General features: G+C 60.4%; 11 protein-coding genes. 3 read left to right on the plus strand and 8 right to left on the minus strand.

The features are described from left to right. Positions 1–142: 142 nt before the first annotated feature. The 6 genes from gyrB to ACIPHN_RS14060 all read right to left on the minus strand — a co-directional run bounded on the left by gyrB (position 143) and on the right by ACIPHN_RS14060 (position 8,473). Positions 143–2,641 carry a DNA topoisomerase (ATP-hydrolyzing) subunit B gene (gene gyrB, locus ACIPHN_RS14035; RefSeq protein ID WP_400437090.1) on the minus strand — a complete coding sequence of 833 codons (2,499 nt, stop codon included), beginning with the start codon at positions 2,639–2,641 and terminating at the stop codon, positions 143–145. A 126-nt stretch (positions 2,642–2,767) separates the two neighbouring features. Continuing rightward, positions 2,768–3,874 (minus strand): DNA polymerase III subunit beta, encoded by a 1,107-nt coding sequence (gene dnaN / locus ACIPHN_RS14040; RefSeq protein ID WP_400437091.1) that lies wholly within the window; start codon positions 3,872–3,874, stop codon positions 2,768–2,770. 641 nt (positions 3,875–4,515) lie between these two features. Continuing rightward, complete coding sequence (gene dnaA / locus ACIPHN_RS14045; protein WP_400437092.1) at positions 4,516–5,916, minus strand: chromosomal replication initiator protein DnaA; 1,401 nt, start codon at positions 5,914–5,916, stop codon at positions 4,516–4,518. A gap of 404 nt (positions 5,917–6,320) precedes the next feature. Beyond that, positions 6,321–7,088, minus strand: coding sequence for a class II glutamine amidotransferase (locus ACIPHN_RS14050; protein ID WP_400437094.1), 768 nt, complete (start codon positions 7,086–7,088; stop codon positions 6,321–6,323). A gap of 222 nt (positions 7,089–7,310) precedes the next feature. Beyond that, on the minus strand, positions 7,311–7,628 hold the full coding sequence (locus tag ACIPHN_RS14055) for a hypothetical protein (RefSeq protein WP_400437095.1): 318 nt from the start codon (positions 7,626–7,628) through the stop codon (positions 7,311–7,313). Positions 7,629–8,239: 611 nt separating this feature from the next. Then, positions 8,240–8,473, minus strand: coding sequence for a hypothetical protein (locus tag ACIPHN_RS14060; RefSeq protein WP_400437097.1), 234 nt, complete (start codon positions 8,471–8,473; stop codon positions 8,240–8,242). 168 nt (positions 8,474–8,641) lie between these two features. On the opposite strand from ACIPHN_RS14060, the gene ACIPHN_RS14065 reads away from it, so the two are divergent. Both ACIPHN_RS14065 and ACIPHN_RS14070 read left to right on the plus strand, forming a co-directional pair. Next, the gene (locus tag ACIPHN_RS14065; protein WP_198981111.1) at positions 8,642–9,601 is read left to right on the plus strand and encodes a LysR family transcriptional regulator; all 960 of its coding nucleotides are present in this window, start codon (positions 8,642–8,644) and stop codon (positions 9,599–9,601) included. 145 nt (positions 9,602–9,746) lie between these two features. Beyond that, a complete protein-coding gene (locus tag ACIPHN_RS14070) occupies positions 9,747–11,789 on the plus strand; it encodes an AsmA family protein (protein WP_400437100.1) in 2,043 nt (680 codons plus the stop codon). A 726-nt stretch (positions 11,790–12,515) separates the two neighbouring features. Here the strand turns inward: ACIPHN_RS14070 and ACIPHN_RS14075 are convergent. Both ACIPHN_RS14075 and ACIPHN_RS14080 read right to left on the minus strand, forming a co-directional pair. Next, positions 12,516–12,818 (minus strand): 2Fe-2S iron-sulfur cluster-binding protein, encoded by a 303-nt coding sequence (locus ACIPHN_RS14075; protein WP_400437102.1) that lies wholly within the window; start codon positions 12,816–12,818, stop codon positions 12,516–12,518. 433 nt (positions 12,819–13,251) lie between these two features. After that, the gene (locus tag ACIPHN_RS14080; RefSeq protein ID WP_400437104.1) at positions 13,252–14,136 is read right to left on the minus strand and encodes a LysR family transcriptional regulator; all 885 of its coding nucleotides are present in this window, start codon (positions 14,134–14,136) and stop codon (positions 13,252–13,254) included. A 280-nt stretch (positions 14,137–14,416) separates the two neighbouring features. Between ACIPHN_RS14080 and ACIPHN_RS14085 the strand changes: the two genes are divergently transcribed. Further along, positions 14,417–15,928: a CoA-acylating methylmalonate-semialdehyde dehydrogenase gene (locus tag ACIPHN_RS14085; protein WP_400437106.1), complete on the plus strand. Its 1,512-nt coding sequence runs from the start codon at positions 14,417–14,419 to the stop codon at positions 15,926–15,928. Positions 15,929–16,015: the final 87 nt, after the last annotated feature.

The following is a 16,015-nucleotide window of genomic DNA, read 5'->3' on the forward strand; positions in this document are numbered from 1 at the left end:
GTCGAAAGTGGTGAGTAGATGAAGGCGTGGACCTCTCTCAAGAAATGCTTCCAGATTTCTCAATCCTTGCCTCCACCTTCCTGCGGGAGGCCCGAGTTTACGGGGCGCCGATTCTCAAGATATGGGTCGCTCTACACCAACATCAAACGTCGATATTCCCCGCCTGCAAGGCATTGGATTCAATGAACGCGCGACGCGGTTCCACATCGTCGCCCATGAGCGTCATGAAGATCTGGTCAGCCGCGATGGCATCTTCGATCTGCACCTTCAGCAGGCGACGCACGGTCGGGTCCATGGTGGTTTCCCACAGCTGCTCGGGGTTCATCTCGCCCAGGCCTTTGTAGCGCTGCTTGTTGACGCCGCGCTCGGCTTCGTCGCGCAGCCAGGCCATGGCCTGGCGGAAGTCGGTGATGACCGACTCCTTGCGCTTCTCGCCCTGGCCACGCGCAACGGTGGCGCCCTTGCGGATCAGGCCCTTGAAGGTTGCTGCCGCGTTGGAGAGCACCTGGTAGTCGGGGCCGCTGACGAAGTCGGCATCGATCACGGTGGCCTTGATGTTGCCGTGCTGGCGGCGATGGATGTGCAGCGCGATCTTTTCGCTGTGCTCGTCCAGATGTGCCTGCACATCGATGTTGGCGTCGTTGATGGCCTTCTTCATCTCCTCGGCGGTGGCGGTGGCCTGCTCCAGGTTTTCCATCTTCAGTACCACGCCGCTGGTCATGATGGCGTTCAGCGCCGATTCATCGATGGCGCGCGTCAGGCGCATGATGATGGCGTTGGCGGTGTTGTACTGGCGTGCCAGCTCGACTAAGGCTTCGCCGCTGATGCCGGCGGCATCTTCGGCGGGCTTGATCTCGGCGTCGTTCAGGGCGATCTGCATCATGTACTGCGCTTCCTCGACGTCGTCCTTGAGGTAGCGCTCGTCCTTGCCGGCCTTGACCTTGTAGAGCGGCGGCTGGGCGATGTAGATGTGGCCACGCTCGACCAGCGCCGGCATCTGGCGATAGAACAGCGTCAGCAGCAGGGTGCGGATGTGGGCGCCGTCGACGTCGGCATCGGTCATGATGATGATGCGGTGGTAGCGCAGCTTGTCCGGATTGAATTCATCGGCGCCGATGCTGGTGCCCAGGGTGGCGATGAGGGTGGTGATCTGCTCGGAGGAGAGCATCTTCTCGAAGCGTGCCTTCTCGACGTTCAGCACCTTGCCGCGCAACGGCAGGATGGCCTGGAACTTGCGGTCGCGGCCTTGCTTGGCCGAGCCGCCTGCGGAGTCACCCTCGACGATGTACAGCTCGCACAGGGCCGGGTCGCGTTCCTGGCAGTCGGCCAGCTTGGAGGACAAACCCAGTCCATCCATGACGCCCTTGCGGCGGGTCAATTCGCGGGCCTTGCGGGCGGCTTCGCGGGCGCGCGCGGCTTCGACGATCTTGCCGCAGATGATCTTGGCGTCGTTGGGCTTCTCGGCCAGGAAGTCGGTCAGGGTCTTGGCGACGATTTCTTCCACCGGGCCGCGCACTTCGCTGGAGACCAGCTTGTCCTTGGTCTGCGAGCTGAACTTGGGTTCCGGTACCTTCACCGAGAGCACGCAGGTGAGGCCTTCGCGCATGTCGTCGCCGGAGATCTCGACCTTGGCCTTCTTGGCCAGGTCGTTTTCTTCGATGTACTTGTTGATGACGCGGGTCATCGCGGCGCGCAGGCCGGTCAGGTGGGTACCGCCGTCACGTTGCGGAATGTTGTTGGTGAAGCAGAGCACCTGCTCGTTGAAGGCGTCGTTCCATTGCATGGAAACGTCCACCGAGACCAGCGTACCCTGGTCCGACTGCTTCTCGCCGGTGGCCTGGAAGATGGTCGGGTTGAGCACGCTCTTGTTCTTGTTGATGTATTCGACGAAGCCACGCGTGCCACCTTCGAAGGCGAAGTCTTCTTCCTTGCCGGTACGCTGGTCGGTCAGCTTGATGTGCACGCCATTGTTCAGGAAGGACAGTTCGCGGATGCGCTTGGCCAGGATCTCGTAGTGGAATTCGACGTGGGTGAAGATCTCTTCGTCGGCCCAGAAATGCACCTCGGTGCCGCGCTTGTCGGATTCGCCGACCACCTTGATGGGCGAGACTTGCACGCCATCGACCATCTCCAGCTCACGGTTCTGCACGATGCCCTTGGAAAATTCCATGGCATGCACGCGGCCGTCGCGGCGGATGGTGAGCTTGAGCTTCTTCGACAGTGCATTCACGCAGGACACGCCCACGCCGTGCAGGCCGCCGGAGACCTTGTAGGAGTTCTGGTCGAACTTGCCGCCGGCGTGCAGCTCGGTCATCACGATCTCGGCGGCGGAGCGCTTGGGTTCGTGCTTGTCGTCCATCTTCAGGCCGGTGGGGATGCCTCGGCCGTTGTCGGTGATGGAGATGGAGTTGTCGGAGTGGATGGTGACGTGGATCTCGCTGCAGTAGCCGGCCAGTGCCTCGTCGATGGAGTTGTCCAGCACTTCGAACACCAGGTGGTGCAGGCCGGTGCCGTCAGAAGTATCGCCGATGTACATGCCAGGACGCTTGCGCACCGCCTCCAGGCCTTCCAGGATCTGGATGGAGGAAGCGCCATAGCTTTGTTGTGCGGAATTGGTGTTGTCTGCGGGGCTGGAGGACATGGTTACCTTCTGAAATTGCTAGCCATCCGAGGGGGAAAGTGGCTAGGGAGCTGCAAAAAACGGAATTCTTAAAAGCGACCGAGGGGCCGTCTGTGACGGCCCCTCGTGCGCGTGGAGCGGGTTTGCTCAGATCCGCATCGGCATGACGACGTACTTGAAGTCGGCGTTGTCAGGGATGGTGATCAGGGCCGACGAGTTGGCATCGCCCAGGGCGATGTTGACGTAGTCGTTCTTCAGGTTGTTGAGCACGTCGAGCAGGTAGCTGACGTTGAAGCCGATGTCGACGGTATCGCCGCCGTAGTCGATTTCCAGCTCTTCGACCGCTTCTTCCTGGTCGGCATTGGTGGAGCTGATCTTCAGGCTGCCCGGGGCAATCACCCAGCGCACGCCCTTGAACTTGTCGCTGGTCATGATGGCCGCGCGTTGCAGCGAGCGCAGCAGCTGGTCGCGGCTGATGGTGAAGCCGTTCTTGTAACCCTTGGGCACCACGCGGGTGTAGTCGGGGAACTTGCCTTCCACCAGCTTGGAGATCAGCTCGATGTCGGCGAAGGTCAGCTTGACCTGGTTGTTGGCGATCTGCAGCTGGACTTCTTCATCGCTGTCGTCGAGCAGGCGTTGCAGCTCGATGATGGTCTTGCGCGGGATGATCACTTCCTGGCGCGGGAAGTCCTGTTCGGTCTCGACCTGGCAGAAGGCCAGGCGGTGGCCGTCGGTGGCCACGGCGATGACGTTCTTGCCTTCCACCACCAGCAGCAGGCCGTTCAGGTAGTAACGGATATCCTGCTGGGCCATGGCGAAGTGGACCATGTTGAAGAGGTGCTTCAGGGTCTTCTGCGGCAGGTTCACCTGGGCGTTGTAGTGCTCGGCCTGGGCGACTGTCGGGAATTCCTCGGCGGCCAGGGTCTGCAGCGCGAAGCGCGACTTGCCGGACTGCACCGTCAGGCGCTTGTTGGACAAGGAGATGGCGACCTCGCCGGAGTCAGGCAGGGCGCGCAGGATGTCGAGCAGCTTGCGCGCAGCCACCGTGGTAGCCGTGGCTTCGTTGCCGGATCCGACGTCGGCGTGCGTGGTGATCTGCACTTCGATGTCGGTCGACAGGAAAGAGACCTTCTCGCCGTCCTTGCGAATGAGAATATTGGCCAGAATCGGCAATGTGTGCCGACGCTCGACAATACCACTCACGATCTGCAGAGGACGCAGGAGCGTGTCTCGTTGGGTTTTAACCAATTGCATAGTCAGTTTGTCCTTGCTAATAGTGGTTCAAAGGATGCCGTCGGATGGCGTGTCGTCATGCCCATGTCGCGCGTGTTCCTCCTCTGGTGAAAAACAGCTGCTTGCCCTTCAACCTGCGTGGATGCGCAATGCTCCTGCATTGGCATGGCCGGTGACATCCGGTACGAAACCCGTTCCCGAAAAGCTGGTGATACCGTCGCCCGGATTGGTCTTGTCTTGCCAGACGTGACCGGGCCACTTGATACACTTGGCTACACGTTTGGAATATTTGAATACTTTTACCCGATGTTGAAGGGTATTTCTCCGAAATTTCCTTGCTACCTCGCGGATTTCCTGCTCCGTGGCCGGCCCTTGCGTCCGCCTGCGAAATAACGCCTTCCATTGTACCAATCATCCCCCTTTCCGAGTAGCCCGCCATGGGGGAGGAGGGGTTGAAAGGACGCAAAAATCGGCGCAGGAACGGTGATGGACAATGGCCGGCTGCCGTCAGTCGGCGCGGGGGAGGGAGAGACCGCCGCAGGCGGTTTTTTTATTTTATCCACAGCAATTTTTTTGGGCGCTTGTGGAAAAGACAATGCCGCCGGCGTGAACGCGGGCGGCATTGTCATCTTGTCCACAGGCCAATGCCGTGGCGGGCTGGATCAGCCCTTCAGGGTTTGCTCCAGCACGTGCAGCTCGTGGTTGCATTCCGGGCTCTTGGCGCGGTCGGCGGCGATCTTGCGCACCGCGTGCAGCACGGTGGTGTGGTCGCGGCCACCGAAGAGGTCGCCGATTTCCGGCAGGCTCTTCTGGGTCAGTTCCTTGGCCAGGTACATGGCGATCTGGCGCGGACGGGCGATGTTGGCCGGACGCTTCTTGGAATACATGTCGGCGACCTTGATGTTGAAGAAGTCGGCCACCGTCTTCTGGATGTTTTCCACCGAGATCTGGCGGTTCTGCACCGACAGCAGGTCCTTCAGGGCTTCCTTGACGACATCGATGGTGATGTCCTTGCCGTGGAAGCGCGAGTAGGCCAGGATCTTGCGCAGCGCGCCTTCGAGCTCGCGCACGTTGGAGCGCAGGTGCTTGGCCACGAAGAAGGCGACATCATCGGAGAGCACCACGTCCTCGGCGGCGGCCTTCTTCATCAGGATGGCCACGCGCATCTCCAGCTCGGGCGGCTCGATGGCCACCGTCAGGCCGGAGTCGAAGCGGGAGATCAGGCGGTCATCCATGCCGCTGATTTCCTTGGGATAGGTATCGCTGGTGATGATGATCTGCTTCTTGGCCGCGATCAGTGCTTCGAAGGCGTAGAAGAACTCTTCCTGGGTGCGGCTCTTGCCGCCGAAGAACTGGATATCGTCGATCAGCAACAGGTCCAGCGAGTGGTAGTAACGCTTGAAGTCGTCGAAACCCTTGCGCTGGTAGGCCGTCACCACGTCGCGCACGTATTGCTCGGCGTGGATGTAGCGGATCTTGGCGCCCGGGTTATCCACAAGCACCTGGTTGCCGATGGCATGGATGATGTGGGTCTTACCGAGGCCCACGCCACCGTACAGGAACAGCGGGTTGTACGAGGTTCCGGGATTGTTGGCCACCTGGGTGGCAGCGGCGCGCGCCAGCTGGTTGGCCTTACCGGTGACCAGGTTGTCGAAGGTCAGGACCGGGTTGATGCGTGACTGCTCCTGGCGCGGCGCCACGGCGCGCACCGGCGGGGCCGGTTCAGGGTCCAGATGCAGCTGCTCGTGGTTGGGCAGGCCCAGGCCACTGGCGCCACCGCCGGCGGCCTGCGGGTTGGCGGCCGGGCGGCGCCCCTGGTTGCCGCGCGGGTCCAGCACGAATTGCACTTCGGTGGGCGCATCCCAGTATTCGCAGGCCAGCGCGGTGATGCGGTTGGCGAACTGGGTCTTGACCCAGTCGAGCTTGAAGCGATTGGGCGCGGCGATGCGCAGCAGCCCGTCTTCAAAGTCGAGCGGCACCAAGGGCTTGATCCAGGCGCTGTATTGCTGAGGGGTCAGCTCCTGCTCGAGTTTGTGGGAGCAGGCCTGCCAGAAGTTTTCCATGAAGCTTTCTTATCGGATAAGTGCGGCACCCGGCGGTCCCACCCTTGTCAGGGGGCCATGCGAAACGAGGTCGTCCGGGCGCGAAACGAGGGACGCATTTTACTCCGGTAAACCCAAGTTATCCACAGGCGCACATGCAAAATCGTCCGAAAAACTTGATCTATCCACAGGCTGCGCAGCAGCGCCGTATTTCTTCATTCTTTGGAGGCGCTTGCAACGGGGATGTTAGGGGGACAGAGTGGATAACTTATTGAACAGACAAGGAATTTAGCGGGGACAAGGTTTTTTGTAACAGGCTGTGCAAAACAGGGGAGAGGTCTCAGCTATGACCCTTTTTGATGCCTGTGGACAAATCTTTTCCTGGCGCCGCTGGTGCTGTGGACAAGATAAGGCGGGGCCGCCGTTCAGGGAACGACGGCGCCATCGACGAACACCTTCAGTTCGCCGGGCTGGTACTGTATCCAGGTCTCGTTGTCGGTCAGCGGCTGGGTGACGATGACTGCGACCCGGTCGTTGCTGGTGGTGAGCTGTGAAAAATCGACCGACAGATCCTCGTCGGACAGCTTGGCGGTCGCGAACGGATGCTGGCGGACGATGTAGTAGAGGTTGGTGGAGCAGTGGGTATAGAGGGCGGACCCGTCCGAGAGCAGCATATTGAAGGTGCCGTGGCTGGCGACCTGGTCGACGATCTCGCGCAACGCGGCACGCAGGTCGGCCAGCAGCGGCAGGCTGTCGCCGAAGCGCTTGCGCATTTCCTGCAGGATGAAGCAGAAGGCCAGTTCACTATCGGTGGTGCCGACCGGACGGAAAGGGCCATCCAGCTCGGGGGTGAAGTTCTTCAGGTCGCCATTGTGGGCAAACACCCAGTAGCGCCCCCACAGCTCGCGCACGAAGGGATGGCAATTGGCCAGCGTGACCCGGCCCTGGGTGGCCTTGCGGATATGCGCGATGACGTGCTGGGACTTGATCGGATAGCGCTTGATCAGCTCGGCCACCGGGGAGTCCACCGCCGCCTGGTGATCCACGAAGGTGCGCACGCCCGAGCCCTCGAAGAAGGCGATGCCCCAGCCATCCTTGTGATGATCGGTCAGGCCGCCACGGGTGGCGAAACCGGTAAAGCTGAACACGATATCGGTAGGGGTGTTGCAGTTCATCCCGAGGAGCTGGCACATGATGTCTTGCGGCAATGCGATGTTGATTGGCAGGTGGACAAGTTATCACGATTGCCGCTGCAGCAGGCGGGACGCAGGCGCAAAAAAAAGCCCCGCGAGCTTGCGCTTGCGGGGCTAATCCTTCCTAAAGAGGGAGGAGGAGACACAGTACGTACTACAAAACCTCTACTACACAACCAGAAGCCGGTGGGCCTCGAACTACACGCTGGCGGGGACTATCGATCAGTCACGCGCGGCCATGTTGCGCAGTTCGGCGGCGAAATTGGGTTGGGTCATGCTGTATTCGTTGGCCATGCGGTTCAACATCATCTTGCCGCTGAACTTGTGCGCCAGGATGCGTTGTTCCAGCGACTTGCGCGGCTTGACCAGCAACACGGCGGCTTGCGCCAGACCCATGATCAGCGGCTTGAAGATCATCACGAAGGTCAGCAGTGCTCCCAGACCCAGGGCCGGACGCAGGTAGGCCACAAACATGCCCATCATCGTTTGAGCGAAGGGCAGTGCTGCTTCTGCGGGAAAGGCCAGGTTCAGGAAAGACATGATATTTCTACCTCTGATAATCATGCCGCGACACGACTGCGCGGCGTTCAATCTCACTGTTGTTGCATCGCAGTATGAGGCGCCGGGCCTTGTATGACTACTTTCGAGTTCTCATATCAGATATACGATTCATGAATGTAGCGTGATGCCAGCTGGCCGGTGCCAGGCTATCGGCCGCAAACCCGCTTGCACGCTGGTGTCAGGCATCTCTCCGAGAGTTGCCATGGGAACAATGAGGCCGTCGATGGCATCGGGCTTCAACAAAAATACAACGTCATTTGACGCCATGCTTCTGTCCGGTGAATATCGTGGGCCGGTGCGACTTCGCAATCCGCCCGGTGGTGGCCGGCGGCGGCAAACCGGACGCACAAAAAAAAACCCCACAGGCCAGGCCTGTGGGGTTAATCCTTCCTAAAGAGGGAGGAGGAGACAACGGATCGGTGTCCTGACGCGTTGATCGAATCAGCGTCAACACAAGCGCCGTACGCGCCGGAACTACCGAAATCCCTGACTACCGGGCGATGGCCTGCTGGGCCTGTCGCCAACGTCGCGCAATGATGGTGCGCAACGGGTAAAACCTTGAAACGGGTGCTACAGAAACCTTCAGGCGATTAGCCGCGCGAGGCGATGAAGCGCAGTTCAGCAGCCAGGTTGGGCTGGGTGGCTTCGAACTTGTCGGCCATGCGGTTCAGTTGACGCGAACCGGTCACGCGGTCTTGTTCAGCAGCGACCAGGGCGACGGCTTGCAGCTCGTGGGCCTTGACGAAGTGAATGAAGATGTTGCGCATGACGGCGGCGAACTTGCTCTTGAAGGTGCTGTTGGTGCTTTGTGCGATGGTTGCCATGATTCGATCCTTGACGTGTTGTGTTATGTTGCATTGCAGTGTAGTGAACTCACATTTGTTTGACCACTTTCCGTTTCGGATATCAGTTATATAATCTGTGAATAATATTTCTGCCGGATGCGACCGGCGTTCATTCGCGACTCCCTTACTGCCGCAAAGGCCCGCCCTATGAGCTTTCTCACCCTGGACCTGAACCTGTTGCGCGTATTCGACGCCGTCATGACCGAGCAGAACCTGACGCGTGCCGCCAACTTGCTTGCCATGACCCAGCCGGCTGTCTCCAATGCGCTACGCCGCCTGCGCGATACCCTCAACGACGATCTGGTGATCCGCACCGCCCACGGCGTCAAGCCCACGCCGCGCGCCGAGGAGCTGTGGCCCACGGTGCGCCGCGCACTCTCGGAGCTGGAAGCGGTGATTGCACCGGAAAGCTTCGACATCTCGCGCGCCCAGAACACCTTCCGCATGGCCATGGTCGATGCCACGGCCGCGCTGTGGTTGCCTTCGCTGGTGCGCACCATCATGCGCGACGCCCCGCGCATCAAGATCCGCATGATGCCGCTGACCACCCGCGACCCGCGCGCCATGCTGCTGCGCGGCGACATCGACCTGGCGGTCGGCTTCTTCCCCGGGGTGACCGCGCAGCTGGCCGATGGCCAGGGCATGGCCAAGACCCAGATCAGCCACGCCCGGCTCTATACCGGGCAATACGTGTGCGTGATGCACAAGAACCACCCGCTGGCCGGCCAGCCCCTGACGCTGGACAGCTACTGCGGCGCCGACCACCTGCTGGTGAGCCTGTCGGGCAAACCCCATGCCGTCATCGACGACGTGCTGGCGGGCATGAACCGCGAGCGCAAGATCCTGCTGACGGTGAACCAGTTCTTCACGGCTGGGCGCATCGTGGCCAGCTCGGAGTTGCTGACCGTCTTGCCGCGCCACCTGGTGGCGGCCACCGGCATGGCCGAGGTACTCGTCGTCAAGGAACTACCGTTCCAGACACCGGAAGAGCATGTGGACATGTTGTGGCACGAGCGCGACGCCCGTAATCCTGCCCACAAGTGGCTGCGCGCACACTTGTCTGCAACAACGCATGACGAATTCGGTCGTATCAACATGAAGCGCTGATGCAGTTGCGGTAGCAGTCAACTGAACAAGCTGACCTGCGCCGCCTGATCTTCGCCGCGAACGCCCTGGAGACGGGTGTCCGGGAAGATCCCTGCCGGCCGGGGCATCGGCGCATGTTGACCACCCTTCACGGGAAGACCTGCCGATGCCACGCCTGACAACAACACTCCTCTGGCTGCTCGCCAGCCTGCTCGCGGTGATCGCCGCGGCGATCATCTTCATCCTCAGCTTCGACTGGAACCGGGCCAGACCCTGGATCAACGACCGCGTATCGACCGCGATCGGGCGCGAGTTCGTCATCCAGGGCGACCTGTCGCTGCACTGGCAACGCCCTGAAGCCACGGTGCCGCCGGCCGGCTTCTGGGCCCGCTGGCTACCCTGGCCGCGCCTGCAGGCCGAAGATCTGCGCCTGGGCAATCCCGAAGCCTTCGCCCAGTCTGGCCCGATGGCGACGGTGCGCCGGGTGACATTCACGCTGAACCCGCTGCCTTTGCTTGTGCACAAGATTTCCCTGCCGTCGCTGGAAGTGCAAGATCCGTCGGTGTCGCTGCAGCGCAACCGCGAGGCTGTGAACAACTGGACCTTCAAGACCAGCAGCGACGGTCCCTCCGACTGGCAACTCCAGCTGGGTCGCATTGCGCTGCGCCAGGGCAAGCTGGGCCTGGATGACGCTGTGGACAAGATCAACATCAAGGCCGCCATCGACACGCTCGATCCCGATCGGGAGAAACTCTACGGCCTGGGCTGGAAACTGGACGGCAGCTTCAACGGCGCACCGGTGTCGGGCCAGGGCAAGGCGGGTGGGGTGCTGTCGCTGCAGGATCCGCAACAACCCTATCCGCTGCAGGCCGAGGTCAAGGTCGGCAAGACCGCCATCGGCGTGCGTGGCACGCTGACCAAGCCGGCCGAGCTGGCGGCGCTGGACCTGCGGCTGTCGGTCTCCGGTGCCAGCATGGGCAATCTCTATCCGCTGACCGGCGTGCTGCTGCCGGAGACGCCGCCATTTGCGACCGAAGGCCGGCTCATCGGCAAGATCGATGCCGGACACAGCGAGTGGAACTATGAGCAGTTCAGCGGCAAGGTTGGCCAGAGCGATATCCACGGCGATCTGCGCTATGCCACCGGCGGTGGCGCCACGCGACCCAGCCTCTCCGGCACGCTGACGTCCAATGAATTGCGCTTCGACGACCTGGCGCCGCTGATCGGTGCCGATTCCAACGCGCAGAAGGCCGAACGTGGCGCGCAAGAGCGCCAGCCTGTGGACAAGATATTGCCGGTCAAGACCTTCGGCACCGATGCCTGGGGCGCGCTGGACGCCGATGTGCGCCTGGCCGGCAAGCGCATCATCAAGCAGAAGGACCTGCCCATCAACGACCTGCAGGCCCACCTGATCCTCAAGGACAAGGTGCTGACCCTGGCGCCGCTGGACTTCGGCGTGGCCGGCGGGACGCTCACGTCGACCATCCGGCTCGATGGGCAGGCCGCGCAGATGAAGTCCGAGATCAGCCTGTCGGCGCGCAAGCTGAAGATCCAGAAACTTTATCCACAGCTGGATGCGTCACGTACCAGCTTTGGTGAGATCAACGGCGATGCCCGGCTGTCGGCCACCGGCAATTCGGTCGCCGCGATGCTGGGCTCGGCCAATGGTGAAGTGAAGACCCTGGTCACCCAGGGTGCGATCAGCAAGTTCCTGCTGGAGGCGGCCGGACTCAATGTGGGTAACGTGGTCATCAGCAAGCTGTTCGGCGACAAGGAGGTGCAACTCAATTGCCTGGCCGGCGACCTGCCGGTGCGCAATGGCGTCATGGAGGTGAAGACCCTGCTGCTCGATACCGAGGATGCCCTCATCGTGGTCGATGGCAGCATCGACATGAAGCAGGAGAAGCTGGATCTGAACGTACACCCCAAGAGCAAAGGTTTGCGCATCATCTCGCTGCGCTCGCCGCTCTACGTCAGCGGGACCTTCAAGAATCCCGACGTCGGTGTGAACAAGGGCGTATTGGCCCTGCGCGCCGGCGGTGCCGTGGCGCTGGGCTTGCTAGCGCCAGTGACGGCCATCCTCCCGCTGATCAATATCGACCGCGACCAACAGGCTGACTGCGCCCATCTGCTCGACGAAGCGAGGAAGGCCCCGCAGGCGCCGCCCTCTGGGAAAACCCACCACGACCACCCGACGCCTAAAAAATAAGCACACCAAAACAGGGCGATTTGTTCATGCTGGGGCAGGGGATAACTCTCCTGCCCCAGCGCATTTTTGATCCGTTTTTTCGAACAGTGCGGTGGACAAGATTTCCCGCTACCGGGGAAGTGCACCAAAAATGCCTGTGGATGGTGCATCCAGGACGCAAAAATGCCGGAAATCAGGGGGGAATATCCCGAAATCGACATGTTTGCCGAAAAAGGCGGTTGGTACCCCTAATTCCTCAATTCTATCGATGCCTGTGGATAAAGTTCTGAATAACTTTTTTATCGATTGGGGAAAACTCGAAAAGTTATCCAAAGGCCGTTTTTTATCCAAGTTCTGTTATGGCGTCATACATGGCTTGCCCAAGTGCTTATGCTTTGGGCAAATAACTGATTTTTTTCGGGTTAACCAAGTTATCCACAGAAACGGGGGGACGTTAACCATCACTACTAATTTTATAAACAGCTTAGATATAAAGCTGAAGAACGCGCGCTTTCGCGTCGCGTCCCGGCAGGTTCCGCAAAGGGCAGGACTTGCCTGCCTGCCAGGGCATTTCAGACTGAACCGGCATGGGAAGAGCCAGGAGACGTCGAGATGGTCCAGACGATCGCGGACATCAGCTGTGGAAAACAAAAGCGCTGGCGGAGCTGACAAGCCCCCCAGCGCGTTTTTTTATCCACAAGGACCTCGGCGATCTGCTGACCGCCGGCAACGGCGGTGGACAAGACATCAGGCCTTGAGATCGACCGCGTCGGCTACCTCAAGCACGAGATCGGTCCGGGCCTGCGCCACGCAGGGAAGGATCCAGCCCTCGGCCTTCTCTTCCCGGGTCAAACCCGGCCATTCGATCTGGTAATCGATTTCGCCTGTGAACAATTTGCACATGCAGGTGCGACACGTGCCATTGCGACAAGAATTGGGCAAGCGGATGGAGTTGAGGAGTCCGGATTGCAGGATCGACAAGCCTGGTACTTGTTCGAATTGCAAACCCGATGGCTGCAGCTGGACAAGGGGTCTGGTGGGCTGGGACATGGCTTTTTTCCTGGGTTTGAAGCCGCCTGTGGATAACTCTTTGCATATCTACTGAGCGGTTTGGGTATATCTGCCTGTTTTATCCACCGGCGGAAAATTGTCCAGAATCTGTTCCTCGGCAATGCAAAAGCTTACCAAGCGTTTATCAGAAAGCTAAAGGATTGATTTTTTTCAAGTAAACCAAGTTATCCACAGTTTTTGGCGACGTTAACAATTACTACTATTTATATATATCCACATCTAAATTAAAGAACCGAAAGAGGGTTCGCGGTGGACATCTTTCCAAAAAATTGCTTTTCAAACAGCAAAACCCTTCAAAAAGCCCTTGGCAAAGGCAAGAACCCATCCAACAGCCCTTTAGGTTCGGCAGGAAGAGGGAGAAACCGGATGATTCATCCGATAACCAGGAACACCGTATTCCCTACAGGCAATGTCATGATTGCCATATTTCCTGCAACAACTGGAACACGGCCTTGATGACATCGTCGTTCTGCCGTTTCTCAAGAGAAATAAAGCTCAATTCGGTGGAGAGTTCGACCGCATCGGCAATCACCAGACCATGGGCATGCGCCTGGCTCAAGGCAATCGATGCGCGCGCCAGTGACAGTCCCACCCCGGACTTGACCAGGTCGAGCATCGATGACTCCTGGTCAACCAGGGCCACGGTATGGGGTTTTACCTGATGTTGGGCGAAGATCCTGCTTAATAGGCGATGATGTGCAGATTCAGGCGGCGTCCAGATCCAGGGCAGGCGCGACAGTTCCTTCCAGCCTTTGCCGCTGACGCGATTTTTCCAGCCGGCCGGGGCGACGACCTTGTAGGTGAAGGAGGTCAGCGTCATGGCGTGGAATCCCTTGCCGGGGTCGCCGAGGAAGAATCCGACGTCGAGTTTGCCGGCGCGGACTTCATTCAAGACCGAGCCCGACATGTGGTGCGCAAGCTGGGTCGACAGTTGCGGATGGCGTTCGACCAGCAACTTCAGGAATCCACCCAGCCGGATGAATTCCGGATCGAGAATGGTGCCGATAGCCAGGGAGCCCGACAGCGCCCCGGTACTGGACCGGAACTCGTTGGCATGGCGGCGCAACTCCTGCACATCGGCCAGTACGCGCTCAGCCAGCGGCAGCAGCCGGTTGCCTTCGACCGTGAGCACCATGCCGGCTGCACTGCGATTGAACAAAGCCAGGCCCAGACTTTCCTGCAGGGCCTTGATCTGAAGACTGACCGCGGGTTGGGTCAGATGCAGTTTTTCAGCGGCACGGGTCAGGTTGCCTTCATGGGCAACCGAGATAAATGCGCGTAACTGGGTCAGATCCATTGGTATCTTCCGCGATCCATCTATCAAATCCCATATCCAAGGTGTGGATAAACCCGTGGATATCCCGGTGGAAAGCCTGTGATTTTCTTGTGGGTAGCGTGTGGGCAAGAAAAAAGGATTATAAGCAGTTTTTATATTGCTCTTGATAATTCCTCATTGGATGCGGTCGCCGGGGAGGGCTATTCTTGCTCTTCACTGCCACCCGTCGAGGGGGGCCAGGATTCAGGGGGATCAGGAGACGGATCGCCCCGCTGCCATCGACACCACCAAAGGAAACCTTATGAGCCTCCCGCACATCGATCACTTCATCAATGGCCAGCTGTCCCGTTCCGAGAGCGGTCGCAGCCAGGACGTGTTCAATCCCGCCACCGGCGAAGTCGCTGCCAAGGTGTCGCTGGCGTCGGTGCAGGAAGTTAATGCGGCGGTGGCCGCCGCCAGTGCCGCAGCACCTGCCTGGGCCGAGACGGCGCCCCTGAAGCGCGCCCGCGTGCTGTTCAAGTTCAAGGAACTGATCGAGCAGAACCAGGATGCGCTGGCAAAGGCGATCACGCTGGAGCACGGCAAGGTGTTCTCGGATGCAAAAGGGGAGGTCACCCGTGGCCTGGAGATCGTCGAATTCGCCACCGGCATCCCGCAACTGCTCAAGACCCAGTTCACCGACAACATCGGCGGCGGTATCGACAACTGGAACCTGCGCCAGCCGCTGGGCGTGACCGCCGGCATCACCCCCTTCAACTTCCCGGTGATGGTGCCGCTGTGGATGGCGCCCATCGCCATTGCCACGGGCAACAGCTTCGTACTGAAGCCTTCCGAGCGCGATCCTTCGCCTTCGCTGATGCTGGCCGAGCTGTTCAAGCGCGCCGGCCTGCCCGATGGCGTCTTCAACGTGGTGCAGGGTGACAAGGTGGCCGTGGATGCCTTGCTGGAGCATCCCGAGGTGCAGGCGGTGTCCTTTGTCGGTTCCACCCCGATTGCCGAATACCTCTATCGCAAGGCCACCGAGCGCGCCGGCACCTTCCCGCTGCGCGCCCAGGCCCTGGGCGGCGCCAAGAACCACCTGGTGGTGATGCCGGACGCCAACCTGGACCAGGCCGTGGATGCCCTCATCGGTGCCGCCTACGGCTCGGCCGGCGAGCGCTGCATGGCCATCTCGGTGGCGGTGGCCGTGGGCAGCGTGGCTGATAAGCTGGTGGAAGCCCTGATCCCGCGCGTGAAGGCGCTGAAGGTCAAGAATGGTATGGAGGGCGACGCCGAGATGGGCCCGCTGGTGACCGCCGCCCACAAGGCCAAGGTCGAGGGCTATATCCAGAGTGGCGTGGACGCCGGTGCCAAGCTGCTGGTCGATGGTCGCGGCCTGAAGGTGCCGGGCCATGAGGGCGGCTTCTTCCTCGGCGGCACGCTCTTCGACAATGTCACCACCGACATGAAGATCTACCAAGAGGAAATCTTCGGCCCGGTGCTGTGCGTGGTGCGCGTGCCTGACTTCGCTTCGGCGGTGAAGCTGATCAATGCCCATGAATACGGCAATGGCGTGTCGCTGTTCACGGCCGACGGCAACACCGCACACGAGTTCTCGCGCCGCATCCAGGTGGGCATGGTGGGCATCAACGTGCCCATCCCGGTACCGATGGCCTGGCATTCCTTCGGTGGCTGGAAGCGTTCGCTCTTCGGCGATACCCATGCTTATGGCGAGGAGGGCATCCGCTTCTATACGCGCTACAAGTCCATCATGCAGCGCTGGTCGGCCACTATCGGCAAGGGGGCGGAGTTCACCATGCCGGTGGCCAAGTAAGCCGACGAAACAATACCGACCGTTCGGACTGAGTAGCGCCGCAGGCGCGTATCGAAGATTCACCGTAGACGCGGCTTCGATACGTCG

Source organism: Herbaspirillum sp. NPDC087042 (assembly GCF_044745245.1).
In the GTDB taxonomy this organism is placed as follows: domain Bacteria; phylum Pseudomonadota; class Gammaproteobacteria; order Burkholderiales; family Burkholderiaceae_D; genus Herbaspirillum.

Bases quoted from the DNA above. Each gene is read 5' to 3' on its own strand.
- ACIPHN_RS14080 (WP_400437104.1), bottom strand. From the start codon at position 14,136: ATGGATCTGACCCAGTTACGCGCATTTATCTCGGTTGCCCATGAAGGC.
- ACIPHN_RS14060 (WP_400437097.1), bottom strand. From the start codon at position 8,473: ATGGCAACCATCGCACAAAGCACCAACAGCACCTTCAAGAGCAAGTTC.
- dnaN (WP_400437091.1), bottom strand. From the start codon at position 3,874: ATGCAATTGGTTAAAACCCAACGAGACACGCTCCTGCGTCCTCTGCAG.
- ACIPHN_RS14065 (WP_198981111.1), top strand. From the start codon at position 8,642: ATGAGCTTTCTCACCCTGGACCTGAACCTGTTGCGCGTATTCGACGCC.
- ACIPHN_RS14055 (WP_400437095.1), bottom strand. From the start codon at position 7,628: ATGTCTTTCCTGAACCTGGCCTTTCCCGCAGAAGCAGCACTGCCCTTC.
- dnaA (WP_400437092.1), bottom strand. From the start codon at position 5,916: ATGGAAAACTTCTGGCAGGCCTGCTCCCACAAACTCGAGCAGGAGCTG.
- gyrB (WP_400437090.1), bottom strand. From the start codon at position 2,641: ATGTCCTCCAGCCCCGCAGACAACACCAATTCCGCACAACAAAGCTAT.
- ACIPHN_RS14085 (WP_400437106.1), top strand. From the start codon at position 14,417: ATGAGCCTCCCGCACATCGATCACTTCATCAATGGCCAGCTGTCCCGT.
- ACIPHN_RS14050 (WP_400437094.1), bottom strand. From the start codon at position 7,088: ATGTGCCAGCTCCTCGGGATGAACTGCAACACCCCTACCGATATCGTG.
- ACIPHN_RS14070 (WP_400437100.1), top strand. From the start codon at position 9,747: ATGCCACGCCTGACAACAACACTCCTCTGGCTGCTCGCCAGCCTGCTC.
- ACIPHN_RS14075 (WP_400437102.1), bottom strand. From the start codon at position 12,818: ATGTCCCAGCCCACCAGACCCCTTGTCCAGCTGCAGCCATCGGGTTTG.